The sequence below is a fragment of the Pseudochrobactrum saccharolyticum genome, from assembly GCF_008801715.1.
Classification (GTDB): Bacteria; Pseudomonadota; Alphaproteobacteria; order Rhizobiales; family Rhizobiaceae; genus Pseudochrobactrum; species Pseudochrobactrum saccharolyticum.
In genome coordinates this window covers 1,063,674-1,077,641 of record NZ_VZPG01000001.1, presented here as the reverse complement: position 1 = coordinate 1,077,641, position 13,968 = coordinate 1,063,674, and the positions used below count along the sequence as shown (strand labels likewise).

The following is a 13,968-nucleotide window of genomic DNA, read 5'->3' as shown; positions in this document are numbered from 1 at the left end:
TGCGGACAGAAAAACAGGTCTGTTTGCGGAATTTAAAATAAGATTCTTATTTTGATCGTCCAATAAAAACCGTATCTGGCATTAATATGATTATTTGTCAGATATTTAAAAGCAGAGACAGCATAGTTCAGCAGAAAAGGCATTATAGCGCGTGATACAGGCTGGTTTGACATTTCGCAAAATATTCACCCCTGCGGGCATGCGCATCAGTGCGCTTGCTGCCCTCGCTGTGCTCACCGGTTGTGCCGGTGTGAATTATGTACAAGCCAAATATCAGGGGCTGCCTTCGGTTGAATTCGTCGGAAAAAGCGGTGTTAATTATCGTATTGTCGATAACCAGACCGAAAGTCGTCTGCTGATCGGGCCGGGGCTGGCAGGCACAGCCACGCAGAATTTTGTCAAAGGTTTCTCCACCGGAACAGGGCTTGGTGTCACGCCGCCGGTAGTATTCCGCGATGTGGCGGAAGAATATCTGAAATCCACCGGAAAACGCTGCGAAACCCGTGATGTGACACTGGTTGTCGATCCTTATTATGAGGTGCGCTATAAGTGCAGCCTACGCAGTCCCCGTATGGGTTCGGGTATGGTTTTTTGATACGGGACACTGAACTGTCTTTGGCAAAGGCGAATTTTTATTTTACAATGCGCTCATCTGAGGAAGATTATTTCCGTGGGAGCGGAGTATTGAGGTTCCTGTAGCATCCTTCTCCGTTCCGGCTCTGTTAGTTTGTTTTTGAACATGAAACGGAGGCCTTGATGATACTGATGCGAAATACTTTTTCCGCCTTTGCTGCGCTGATCGCTGTATCTGCGGTGTCCATCCCTGTGCAGGCACCTGCTGCCCAGACCCTGCTGAATGTTTCTTACGATCCGACGCGGGAATTATATAAAGAATTTAACGATGCCTTTGCCAAACACTGGCAGGCCGAAACCGGTGAGACGATAACCCTGCGTACATCGCATGGCGGCTCCGGTGCGCAGGCACGCTCTGTTATTGACGGTATCCCCGCGGATGTTGTGACGCTTGCTTTGCAAAGCGATATTGATGCCATTGTCGAGAAAAGCGGCAAGATCAATGCGGACTGGCGGCAGAAATTTCCGAATAATTCCGCGCCTTACACCTCAACCATCGTCTTCCTGACCCGTAAGGGCAATCCAAAGGGCATTAAAGACTGGGGCGATCTGATTAAGGACGGGGTGGAGGTGATTACACCTAACCCGAAAACCTCCGGCGGTGCCCGCTGGAATTATCTGGCCGCATGGGCATGGGCGCATAGCGAATATGGCGGCGATGAAGCCAAGGTCAAAGCCTATATGACGGAATTGTTCCGTCATGTGCCGGTTCTGGATACCGGTGCGCGCGGCTCGACCACCAGTTTTGTACAACGCCAGTTAGGTGATGTGCTGCTGGCATGGGAAAACGAAGCCTATCTGTCAGTTGCGGAATTCGGAGCGGATTCTTTTGATATTGTCGTGCCGCCGCAATCCATTCTTGCTGAACCGCCGGTTGCTGTGGTGGACAAGAATGTCGATACCAAAGGTACCCGCAAACAGGCGGAAGCCTTCCTGACCTATCTCTATTCTGAAGAGGGGCAGAAGATTGCAGCCAAACACTTCTACCGGCCGTCAAAGCCTGAATTAGTGCCGGAGGCCGACCGTAAATGGCTGACGGATGTCAAGCTCATCACGATTGATGACCCGTTATTCGGAGGCTGGGTTAAGGCGCAGCCTGCACATTTCGGGGATGGCGGCACATTCGATCAGATTTATAAACCGGTCAAATAAGTTCCGTCTTTCATGGTGTTACCTATGGCAGAACTCACAACAAAAACGGGCGGCGGGAAGCCGGATCAGCCACATAAAAGCGGGAAAAAACCGCCTTTCTGGCAGGCATGGCGCAAGCCGTCCATCCTGCCGGGTTTTGGCCTGACGCTGGGTTTCAGTGTTGCCTATCTGTCCCTGCTGATCCTGATCCCGCTGATGGTGCTGATGCTCCATGCCGTCGGGGTGGGGCCGGCACGTTTCTGGCAGCTGGCAACGGATCCCCGATTAGCTCATGCCTTGCAGGTCAGTTTTTTCAGTGCGATTTTGGCCGCGCTGATTAATGTGGTTTTCGGCGGCATTGTTGCATGGGTGCTGGTACGCTACCGCTTTCCCGGCAGAAGGCTGGTCGATGCGATGGTCGATCTGCCCTTCGCGCTGCCCACCGCGGTTGCCGGTATTGCGCTGACAGCGCTTTATGCGCCGAAAGGCTGGATCGGTGCATGGCTGATGCCGCTGGATATCCGTATTGCTTTTACACAGGCCGGTATCGTTGTGGCGCTGGTTTTTATCGGTCTGCCATTTGTGGTGCGCACGATCCAGCCGGTGATTGAAGAGATCAGCCGTGAACAGGAAGAAGCGGCGGCAACGCTGGGTGCCAGCCGCTTTCAGACTGTGTTCCGTGTGCTTTTGCCCGGTTTGCAACCGGCTATTTTGACCGGCTTTTCGCTGGCCTTTGCCCGTGCGGTCGGGGAATATGGCTCGGTGATTTTTATCGCCGGTAACCGGCCTTATTCGACTGAAATTGCACCTTTGCTGATCTTCATCAAGCTTGAGGAATTCGATTATTCCGCAGCTACAGTGCTGGCCACGGTGATGATGCTGATTTCTTTTGTGATGCTGCTCATCGTCAATCTGATCCAGACACGGACACGCAGGAGATATGGCTATGGCAGCTAGTGCCGGAAAACTGTTTGCGCGTCGTCTGAAACATAATCACACGACCCATAACCGCTCAGCGGTCACAGAAACACCGGCTATGCGCTGGTTTCTGACAATGACAGGTTTGCTGTTTATGGCCTTGTTCATTGTGCTGCCGCTGATTGTGATCTTCGCGCAGGCTTTCAGCAAAGGCACCGGTGCTTATCTGGAAGCACTGACCGATCCGGATGCAGTCTCGGCTATCCGCCTGACTTTGCTGATTGCGGCTATTGCAGTGCCTTTGAACATGGTTTTCGGGATTGCTGCTTCATGGGCGATTGCCAAATTCGAGTTTCGCGGCAAGACCTTTCTCATCACGCTGATTGATCTGCCGTTTTCGGTATCACCGGTGATTTCAGGGCTGGTTTTCGTGCTGCTGTTCGGCGGTAATAGTATGCTCGGATCATGGTTTCAATCGCATAATATCCAGATATTGTTTGCTGTTCCCGGTATTGTTCTGGCAACGATCTTTGTCACTTTTCCATTTGTTGCCCGTGAGCTGATCCCGCTGATGCAGGAGCAGGGAACAGGTGATGAAGAGGCAGCCTTATCTCTCGGAGCAAGCGGCTGGAAAACCTTTCTCTATGTGACTTTGCCGAATATCCGCTGGGGGCTGCTTTACGGCGTGTTGCTGTGTAATGCGCGTGCAATGGGAGAGTTTGGTGCGGTGGCGGTGGTGTCGGGACGTATTCGCGGATTGACGACGACCATGCCGCTGCATGTGGAGATGATGTATAGCGAGAATATCGTGGCGGCATTTGCAGTGGCATCGCTGCTGGCGGGACTGGCGCTGATAACACTCGTTTTGAAAACCATACTGGAAATGCGTTTTTCGCATGACGGGGTTTAGTTTGTAATGCGTTTTGCGCATGAATAACGCATCCCGAAAAGTGTGAGCGGTTTTCAGAGTACGCTTACAACAAAGAGACAGAGCATTTTGAATGCTCCAATATGAATTGCATTGCACTGGCATGAGGGTGCCTGAAAGGATTGAGAATGGAAGTACGCGTTGTTGAGGTGCGCAAGGAGTTTGAGCAGTTTCCGGCGCTGCACAACGTTTCGCTTGATATTCGTTCAGGCGAGCTGATTGCTTTGCTCGGCCCTTCCGGCTCGGGTAAGACCACTTTATTGCGTTTGATTGCAGGACTGGAAAGTCCGACAGAAGGCACGGTCTATTTTGGCGAAGATGATGCCTCGAATAAAACCGTGCAGGAACGCAATGTTGGTTTTGTATTCCAGCATTATGCTTTGTTTCGTCATATGACATTGGCGCAGAATGTCGGATTTGGTTTGAAAGTACGCCCGCGCTCTACGCGCCCGTCCAAAGCAGAAATCCATAAGCGCGCGGTCGATCTGCTCAATCTGGTGCAATTGCAGGGCTTGGAAAACCGTTATCCGGCACAGCTCTCCGGTGGTCAGCGTCAGCGCGTGGCTCTGGCACGTGCCATGGCGATTGAGCCGAATGTATTGTTGCTGGACGAGCCTTTCGGTGCACTGGATGCGCAGGTGCGAAAAGAACTGCGCAAATGGCTGCGTGAGATTCATGACAGCACCGGTCATACCACCGTTTTTGTAACCCACGATCAGGATGAGGCGCTGGAACTCGCCGACCGTGTTGTGGTGATGAGTCAGGGGCGTATCGAGCAGGTGGGGACACCGGACGAGATTTATGACAGTCCGAATTCTGCTTTCGTCTATGGTTTTATCGGGGAATCCAGCCGTCTGAATGTGCGTGTCGAGCAGGGGGCACTCTGGTTGGCAGATCGCTCGCTGGGGCTGAAAATGGATCAGGCAGACGGAGAAGCCGTGCTATATTTCCGCCCCCATGATGTGGAACTGGTGGAGGGATGCGGCGGCTGCATTGCCGGTGTGGTCACCGCGACAAGGCGTGTGGGCGCCAAGCGCCGTGTTGAGCTGGAAGTCGGCGGTAACCGCGAAATTGTCGAGATTGAAATTCCGGCCGAGAATGAAGCGGTGACCGGCAGCCGTCTGGCATTCCGTCCGAAATACTGGCGGGTCTTTGCCTCTCAAAATTGAAGAGATACAGCTCGAAAAATGATTCTCTGAAACGCCGGATACAGGGCTGAATTTCGGCTCTGATATCCGGCGTTTTTCTTATCAGAAAGGGGGACTTTCAAAATAATTTAATCCGTTTAAAGTGCACTCAGGCAACTTTTCTCACCCTCTGGCATTATATCAAAGCGTGCTGCCCCAGCTTTGTCAGGGCTTGCGCATTGTCGGAACGCAAATTGCAGAGGGTAGCCTGTTGATTTTTATAACGTAAAGTTAAAATCAGCTATGATTTGTGCTTTGCGATTTTACCAAATTCGACCATGGCATTCTTTGCGGACGTAATTTGGTCATAACTGTTTAACACCACCGGTCATGCGTGAATCTTCATGAAATTCACGGGATCTGAAGCATGTGTTTGCGGATATGGCAAATCTGACCATCCGTAGCGGAACTTAAATCTTATAAAAGGCTGTAAAAGGCATATGCCGGCTTTGTCTTTCTCTCTTTCATCGTTGTTTTCCCGCCCTGTTGCTGACCGCCTTTTGCCGGTTCTGCCTTTGCCAATCAGGGGGCATTATAAAACACCAGAAGAATTACAACTGCTCGCTGCGGCGCTGGCTCGCAATGAAGCCGTGCGCTTGCCCGATTATGAGAAATTCGATTTTAACAAACGGCTTGCGGAAAATGCCGGTCTGATCCTGCATGCCTATCGCTCGTCCGATGCGGCATCGCGAAACGGCGAGACGATTACGCCGGCTGCCCAGTGGCTGCTCGACAATTATTACGTTGTCGATAAAAGCATGCAGCAGGCACGCCGCGATTTGCCGGACAAGTTTTTGCGCCAGCTGCCGCTGGCAGCCAATATCCATCCGGATGGTGCGGTATCAAAAAACACCGATGCATCTGCCAATCTGAGCACCGAAGGCCTGCCGCGGGTTTTCGCACTGGCATGGCTCTATGTTGCCCATAGCGACAGTGGTTTCTCGCTCAAAAGCCTGAAAGCACTGATCGACGGTTTCCAGAGTGTGGAACCGCTGCGCATCGGTGAATTATGGGCGCTGCCGTCGGTTATCCGTTTCATGCTGGTGGAAAATGCCCGTCGCCTGGCGCTGCGTGTTGAGCGCGCCCGTGCGATGCGCAATTTCGCCAATCGCGTGGCGGACAAGATTGTGGTCGCCTCTTCACCGGAAGAACTGCAATCCATCCTGACAGAATATAGCGAACCGGCACGCGACGGCACTTTCGCCACGCATCTGCTTTATCGTTTGCGCAGTGCTTCCACGGCCACCGGACCGGCGATTGAATGGCTGGAAGCCCAGCTTGAAGCCACCGGCCGTGATGTTGAGGAGATTATTGTCGAGGAACATTCCCGCCAGTCCACCGGCGGTATGACCATGGGCAATATTATCCGCTCGCTCAAAACCATTGATGACGTGGACTGGACCTCATGGGTTGAGACTGTCAGCATTATGGATGCGATCCTGCGCGAGAACAGCGATTTCGAAAATCTCGATTTCGCCTCACGCAACAGCTATCGCGTGACCATTGAAAAGATCGCCCGCAATTCCCGTATGACGGAAATTGAGGTGACCAATACGGCTTTGCGGCTGGCGCGTGAAAAATCGCTGCGTGAGCATAAAATCACCGAGCGTGAACAAAGCGGTGCGATTGCCTATTATCTGAGTGGCAATGCCCGCACCGAGCTGGAACAGATTTGCGGTTATACGCCGCCTTTATCATCGCGTCTGTTGCGTCTCTATCGCGGGCTTGGCCTGTGGGGGATCGCTGCACCGGTCTGGGCAATGACTATCGGCCTGCTGGTGCTGGTTTATACCGGCATGGGTCGCATCGGTTTTGGCGAGAGCGAACAGCTGCTTTTCACTATCCTCGCGCTGTTCCCTGCCTATGAGGCCTCACTTGGCTTGTTTAACTCGCTGGTGCCGTGGTTTGTGCAGCCGAACCGTCTTGTCGGTTATGAATATCGCGACGGTCTGCCTGCCGATGCCCGCACGCTGGTGGCCGTGCCGACGCTGATTAATTCGCGCGACAGTGTGGATGAGCATATCCGCAATCTCGAAGTGCATTATCTGACCAACCCGCGCGGTGAGGTCTATTTTGCGATTGTCAGTGACTGGACAGACAGCAATGTGGAAGTCACGCCTGCCGATATGGAAGTGCTGGATTATGCCCGCGAGGAAGTCGCAAGGCTTAATGCGCATTATGCCGGGGAGGATTATGCCACCAATGGTCAGGCGCGGTTCTTCTTCCTGCATCGCCGTCGTCTTTACAATCCGTCACAGGGTTGCTGGATGGGCTGGGAGCGCAAGCGCGGTAAGCTGCATGAGCTGAATCTGCTGCTGCGTGGCGACTATGATACCAGTTTCTTCCCGTCGGATGTGCCGTTGCCGCGTGATATCCGTTATGTGATGACACTGGATTCTGACACCCGTCTGACACCGCAATCGGTGACCAATCTGGTCGGTAAACTGTCACATCCGCTCAATCATCCGGTCTTTGATGAGAAAACCGGCCGTATTACCAGCGGTTACGGTATTTTGCAGCCGCGTGTTACCCCGTCGCTGACCACCGGCGATGAGGCCTCATTTCTGCAGCGCGTCTTCTCCGCCAATCGTGGTATCGACCCTTATGTTTTTGCGGTTTCCGATGTTTATCAGGACCTGCTGGGCGAGGGTACTTTCACCGGTAAAGGCCTTTATGATGTTGATGCCTTTGAAAAGGTGATGCAGGGCAAGATTGAGGAAAATACAGTCCTCAGTCACGATCTGCTCGAAGGCGGCTATGCCCGTTGTGCGCTCGCCAGCGATGTCGAGGTCGTGGAAGATTACCCGACCGGCTATAATGTTGATATTTCCCGTCATCACCGCTGGGCGCGTGGTGACTGGCAGTTGCTGCCGTTTCTGTTCTCAACCGGCAAAGGTGTCAGCAATGTCACCCGCTGGAAAATGGCCGATAACCTGCGCCGTTCGCTCAACCCGATCATGTGGGTGATTGCGTCTTTTGCGGGCTGGTGTTTGCTGCCGCTCGGCGTTGCCACCATCTGGCAGCTGTTCCTGATTTTGGCGATGTTCGTGCCGATGATTTTCGGTATCGTCACCAATCTTATTCCGGTGAATATGGATTATTCGCTGAAAGGCCATGCTCAGTCGGTGCTGACTGATGTGACGCTGGCTTTTGCGGATATGGCGCTGCGTCTCAGCTTTATTGCCCATAGCGCAACGCTGATGGGCGATGCGATTGTCCGTACTTTCTATCGTCTGTTTGTCTCCCGCCGTTATCTTCTGGCGTGGCGCGCGGCCGCGCAGATGAAGTCTTCTGATACGCTGGATTTCTATGTGCGGCTGATGTGGCCGTCGTTGTTGATCGGTGCATTGGCATTCCTGCTTCCGGTATTGTTCGGCAGCAAAGCGGTGCTGATTGCCGTGCCTTTTGCCGTGATCTGGATTGCCTCGCCATGGATTGCATGGGCGGTAAGCCGCTCGGCCAAACCGCAGGATACGCTGGAAGTCCGCTCCAGCGATAAAGGCGATCTGCGCCGCTATGCCCGCCGTACATGGCGCTATTTCGAAGCCTTCACCAATGAGGAAGGCAACCATCTGCCGCCGGATAATTATCAGGAAGATCCGGTGGGTATTGTGGCAATGCGCACATCCCCGACCAATATCGGTGTCTATTTCCTCTCTGTGATTTCAGCGCGTGATTTCGGCTGGATCGGCTTCAACGATACGCTGAACCGTATTGGTTTGACGCTGGATACGCTGGAGAAGATGGAGAAATTCCGTGGCCATCTCTATAACTGGTATGAGACTGATACGCTGAAACCATTGCAGCCGCTTTATGTGTCGGCAGTGGATAGCGGCAATCTGGCCGGTCATCTGGTTACACTGTCTTCGGCGCTGGAAGAATGGGCGCAGGCACCGTCCGTCTATCTGCAGGGCGATTTTGAAGGTATTCTCGACGTTAACGACATTCTGGAAGAGGCAATTGCTGCCATTCCGGATGATCGCCGTATTCTGCGACCTCTGCGTCGCCGTTTGGAAGAGCGGATTGCCAATTTCCGCCGCGCTGTGCGTTCCTTCCGCGAGGAACCGGAAACCGCCTCTTTCCGCACCATCAATATTTCGCTCTTCGCCAAGGATATTGAAAAACTGGCGCTGGAACTGGATGGTGAGCTGGAAACCACCCAGTCGCAGGAAGCGCTGGAATGGGCGCGGACTCTGGTTGCCACCTGTAAAGCCCATACGGATGATGCGATCGGCGAGCACAATGCTGAAGAACTGCGTATGCAGTTGCAGAGCCTTGCCAGCCGTTCCCGTCAGCTGGCTTTTGACATGGAATTCGGCTTCCTTGAGCGCAAGGAACGTCGTCTGCTGTCGATTGGTTTCCGCGTTCAGGAAAACGAGCTGGATGAGAGCTGCTACGATCTTCTGGCTTCGGAAGCCCGTCTTGCCAGCCTGTTTGCCATTGCCAAGGGCGATGTGCCGGTAGAACATTGGTTCAAACTTGGCCGCCTGCTGGTGCCGGTTGGCTGGAAAGGCGCTCTGCTGTCCTGGTCAGGCTCGATGTTTGAATATTTGATGCCGCCTCTGGTGATGAATGAGCCGCTTGGCTCGCTTCTCGATCAGACTAATAAACTGGTTGTGCAGCGTCAGATTGAATATGCGACCTCGCGCGGTCTGCCTTGGGGGATCTCGGAAGCAGCCTATAATGCCCGCGATCCGCAGATGAATTACCAATATTCCAATTTCGGCGTGCCGAAACTGGGTCTGCAGCGCGGCCTGTCGCGCAATGCGGTGATTGCACCTTATGCGAGCCTGTTAGCCTCGCAATATCGTCCGGCTGATGCGGTTTCTAATCTGAAGGTCTTGCAGAAGCTTGGCGCTTTGGGGCGTTACGGCTTCCACGATTCCGTGGATTTCACGCCGTCACGTGTGCGTGAAGGTGAAAAATGCGCTGTGGTGAAAAACTATTATGCGCATCACCACGGTATGTCGATTATCGCCGTCAATAACGTGATTTTTGACGGTCGTATGCGCAGCCGTTTCCATTCTGATCCGGTGATTGAGGCGGCTGAACTGCTGTTGCAGGAAAAAGCACCGCGTGAAATTCCGATGGTCTATGCCAAGACGGAAAATCCGATGCGTGTGGACAGCGGTGCCTTTGATGAAGCACCGATGCGTATTATCGAAGAGCCGCTGAAGGCACCGCGCAGTGTGCATCTGATGTCCAATGGTCAGTATTCGCTGATGCTGACGGCTGCCGGCAATGGTTACAGCCGCTGGCATGACCTGGCGATTACCCGCTTCCAGCCGGATGCATCGGAAGGGATGCAGGGTAGTTTCCTGTTCCTGCGTGATATCGAGAGCGGTCGCTGGTGGTCGGCGACCGGTGAGCCGTCGCGTCATCTGGAAACTGAAACCAAGACGGTGTTCACGGAAGATAAGGCCGAGTTCTATAAGACCTCCGGCGATATCAAGACTGTGGTGGAAACCATTGTTACCACCGATGTCGATGGTGAAGGACGCCGGATTGATATTATCAATACCAGTTCGCGCGACCGTGTCATCGAGGTCACATCCTATGCGGAACTGGTGCTGAATAATCCGGATACGGATGATGCACATCCGGCTTTTGCCAAGATGTTTGTGGAAACGGAAATCGCACCGGACGGTACAACAATCTATGCCAAACGGCGCAAGCGTGCACCGTCGGACACGGAAGTGCATGTGGCGCATTTCGTGACTGATTTGTCAGGCGCTGTGCGTGAGACGGAAGCTGAAACTGATCGCCGTGTCTTTATCGGCCGTGGCCGCACCTTGCGCAATCCGGCGGCTTTCGATCAGGAGATGAAGTTTACCGGCAGTCAGGGCACTGTGCTTGATCCGGTTGCCTCATTGCGTACCCGTGTCCGTGTTCCGGCGCATAAAAAAGTGTCGCTGGTGTTCTGGACACTGGCAGGCGGTTCGCGCTCTTATCTGGAAGAGAAAGCAGCAGTTCTGCGTTATCCTGAGGCTTTTGCCCGTGAATATACTTTGTCATGGACACGTAGCCAAGTGCGTTTGCACCATGTCGGCATCAAACCGGCAGAAGCGACAGATTACCAAAAAACCGCTGCTTATCTGATCTATCCGGATCGCGCTTTGCGCCAGCCGTCAGAAGTGATTGCTGCGGGTCTTGGTGCGCAGTCTGATCTCTGGCCATTGTCGATTTCCGGCGATGATCCGATTTTCGTGCTGCGGATTGACAATGAAGCCGATCTTGAAGTGCTGCGCGGTGTGCTGAAAGCACAGGAATACTGGCGTGAAAAAGGCCTTACCGTAGATGTGGTTGTGGTCAATGAACGGGCATTTTCCTATGCGCAGGATACCCAGCGTGCAGTTGAATGGCTGACGGAAAGTTTCCGTGTCCGTTCGCAGCATCAGGGACAAAAACAGCATATTTTCACGGTGCGCCGTGATCAGATGAGCGAGGCGTCCTATAATACGCTGCTAGCTGCTGCACGGATTGTAATGCATGCGCAGAACGGTTCTCTGGCAGAACAGCTCAAGCGTATTCAGGAGCTCTCGGTTGATCTGGCAAGCCGCAAGGAAACCAAGCTTGAAAGCACCGATCCGCGTCTGAGCCGTCGCCGTGCTGCGGAGACGGATGATGAACAGGTCGTCAAGCTTCCGGGCGTGGCGCCGCGTCAGCTCAAAGCGGACAAGCAGGTTTCCGGTGACGGGCTGGAGTTCTGGAACAGCTATGGCGGTTTTGATACGGCGGGCAATTATGTTGTGCGTCTCAATGCTGACCGCACAACGCCGCATCCGTGGATCAATGTGATTGCCAATGCGGAGTTCGGTTTCCATGTTTCAGCAGAGGGTTCCGCTTTCACATGGAGCGGTAACAGCCGTGATTATCAGCTGACCCCGTGGTCGAATGATCCGGTTTCCAATCTGCCGGGTGAGGCCCTCTATATTGCGGATCGTGACAGCGGCAAGGTCTTCGCACCGACGGCCAATGTCATTCGCGATGCGGAAGTAACCTATGAAGCGCAACATGGTCAGGGTTTCAGCACGTTCACCTCTAAACATAGCGATGTGCTCTGTGAACTGACCATGGCAGTTGATCCGGACAAGCCGGTACGTCTGACACGCCTGCGTCTTGTCAATCGCGGCCAGTCGATGAAACGTCTGCGGCTCTATAATTATGCGGAATGGGTGCTGGGCAATGTCCGTGCCAAAAACGCCGCTTATATTGTTCCGCGTTTTGACGAGGAACTGGGCGCACTCTTTGCCCGTAATCCTTATCATACCGACAAGGCAGATCAGGTGGCTTTCCTGACAGCCAATATTCTGCCGGTATCAGTGACCTCTGATCGTCAGGAGTTTATCGGTGCCACCGGTTCCGTTACCGAGCCGGACAGTGTGATGCAGGGTAAATCCTTGTCAGGTACGGTCGAGGCCGGACGCGATCCTTGCGCGGCTCTGAGCTATGATCTGGAGCTGAGTGCAGGACAGACCAAAGACATCCTCTTCATTCTTGGTAATGCCAAAGATGAAGAGACAGCACAGGGGTTGATTACCTATGGTCGCGGTCTGGATATGGATGATCTTTTGGCGCGTACTTCTGAGCAATGGCAGGATTTCACTGCGCCATTGCAGGTGAAAACGCCGGATCGTTCTTTCGATCTAATGGTCAATCGCTGGCTGCCTTATCAGAGCATGGCTTCGCGTATTCTGGCGCGTGCGGCGTTCTATCAGGCCAGCGGTGCCTATGGTTTCCGCGATCAGTTGCAGGATACGCTGTCTTTATTGATGCTTGATCCACTTTTGGCGCGCAAGCAGTTGCTCAATGTTGCCGGTCGCCAGTTTGCGGAAGGTGATGTGCAGCATTGGTGGCTGCCGGTCACCGGTGCAGGCGTGCGCACACTGATCTCTGATGATGTGGTGTGGTTGTCCTATGCGGCAACGCTCTATACGCAGGTGACCGGTGATTTAGCGGTGCTTGATGAGGACGTTGCTTATCTGCAGGGCCGTGCGCTGGGCGAGGGCGAACATGACGCTTTCTATCAGCCGGAGGTCTCGGACAAAACCGACACGGTCTATGAGCATTGCGTGAAAGGGCTGGAACTGGCCATGCAACGCACCGGCCAGCACGGTCTGCCGCTGATCCTCGGCGGCGACTGGAATGACGGTATGAATCTTGTCGGTGTTGAAGGCAAAGGCGAGAGCGTCTGGCTCGGCTGGTTCCTGAGCTATACATTGCAGCAGTTTATTCCGCTGAGCGTATCACGTGGTGATATGAGCCGTGCGGAAGCCATGCAGAAACATCTGGATGCTCTGAACAAGGCATTGGAAGAGCATGGCTGGGACGGTGAATGGTATCGTCGCGGTTATTTCGACGATGGCGCACCGCTTGGTTCTCACCTGAGTGACGAATGTCAGATTGATGCGATTGCCCAAAGCTGGGCTGTGCTGTCCGGTGTTGCTGATCCTGAACGCGCAGATCAGGCGATGGCTTCACTTGAAAAGCATCTTCTGGATGAAGAAGGTGGCTTGTTGCGCCTGTTTACTCCGCCATTTGACAAGACTGAGCATGAGCCGGGTTATATTAAAGGCTATCCGCGCGGTGTGCGTGAGAATGGCGGGCAATATACCCATGGTGCCACATGGGCGATTATGGCGCTGACCAAACTCGGTCGCGGTGATGAGGCTTACAAGCTGTTCTCGTTGATTAATCCGGTGCATCACGGTGAAAATCCTGAGACCTATCGTGTTGAGCCTTATGTGATTGCAGCGGATATTTACTCCGTTGAGCCGCGTCGCGGTCAGGGCGGCTGGACATGGTATACCGGTTCTGCAGGCTGGTTCTACCGCGTGGCAACAGAAGGTATTCTCGGCTTGAGTAAGCGCGGCAATGAGCTGTTCCTCCATCCGGTATTGCCGTCTGACTGGGATGGTTTTGAACTGGATTACCGTCATGGTGAAGCACTGTATAAAATCACTGTGCGCAATAAAGCCGGTCGGGACAGTTTGAAAGTGGATGGCAAAGCAGTCAAAAAACGCGATGCTGGTATTGCTCTGGCAACGCAGGGACAGCACGAAATTGTGCTTGAGCTGAAATAAGTCAGACCAGACAGAACTTTAAATAAAGGGCGGTGAGCAATCATCGCCCTTTATTTTTGCTGAATTCTGCTTATGGTCTGTCCAACAA

At 53.5% G+C, this 13,968-nt stretch carries 6 protein-coding genes; all 6 read left to right on the top strand.

What is annotated here, in order from left to right; genetic code table 11:
- Positions 1 to 166 precede the first annotated feature (166 nt).
- Positions 167 to 595, top strand: a complete 429-nt coding sequence (locus F7P81_RS04760; RefSeq protein WP_139316308.1) for a hypothetical protein — start codon at positions 167 to 169, stop codon at positions 593 to 595.
- A gap of 170 nt (positions 596 to 765) precedes the next feature.
- Entirely contained in the window at positions 766 to 1,785 is a 1,020-nt protein-coding gene (locus F7P81_RS04755) for a sulfate ABC transporter substrate-binding protein (protein WP_374828057.1), read from the top strand.
- 24 nt (positions 1,786 to 1,809) lie between these two features.
- A complete protein-coding gene (cysT, locus tag F7P81_RS04750; protein WP_151158725.1) occupies positions 1,810 to 2,721 on the top strand; it encodes a sulfate ABC transporter permease subunit CysT in 912 nt (303 codons plus the stop codon).
- Entirely contained in the window at positions 2,711 to 3,592 is an 882-nt protein-coding gene (cysW, locus tag F7P81_RS04745) for a sulfate ABC transporter permease subunit CysW (RefSeq protein WP_151158724.1), read from the top strand. Before cysT ends, cysW begins: the two co-directional genes overlap by 11 nt.
- A gap of 146 nt (positions 3,593 to 3,738) precedes the next feature.
- Entirely contained in the window at positions 3,739 to 4,779 is a 1,041-nt protein-coding gene (locus F7P81_RS04740; protein ID WP_151158723.1) for a sulfate/molybdate ABC transporter ATP-binding protein, read from the top strand.
- A 458-nt stretch (positions 4,780 to 5,237) separates the two neighbouring features.
- A complete protein-coding gene (locus F7P81_RS04735) occupies positions 5,238 to 13,880 on the top strand; it encodes a glycoside hydrolase family 94 protein (protein WP_151158722.1) in 8,643 nt (2,880 codons plus the stop codon).
- The last annotated feature ends 88 nt before the right edge of the window (positions 13,881 to 13,968 follow it).

What these genes read in the sequence shown, in the direction of transcription:
- cysT (WP_151158725.1), top strand. Translation starts at nt 1,810, where the DNA reads ATGGCAGAACTCACAACAAAAACGGGCGGCGGGAAGCCGGATCAGCCA.
- F7P81_RS04755 (WP_374828057.1), top strand. Translation starts at nt 766, where the DNA reads ATGCGAAATACTTTTTCCGCCTTTGCTGCGCTGATCGCTGTATCTGCG.
- F7P81_RS04735 (WP_151158722.1), top strand. Translation starts at nt 5,238, where the DNA reads ATGCCGGCTTTGTCTTTCTCTCTTTCATCGTTGTTTTCCCGCCCTGTT.
- F7P81_RS04740 (WP_151158723.1), top strand. Translation starts at nt 3,739, where the DNA reads ATGGAAGTACGCGTTGTTGAGGTGCGCAAGGAGTTTGAGCAGTTTCCG.
- cysW (WP_151158724.1), top strand. Translation starts at nt 2,711, where the DNA reads ATGGCAGCTAGTGCCGGAAAACTGTTTGCGCGTCGTCTGAAACATAAT.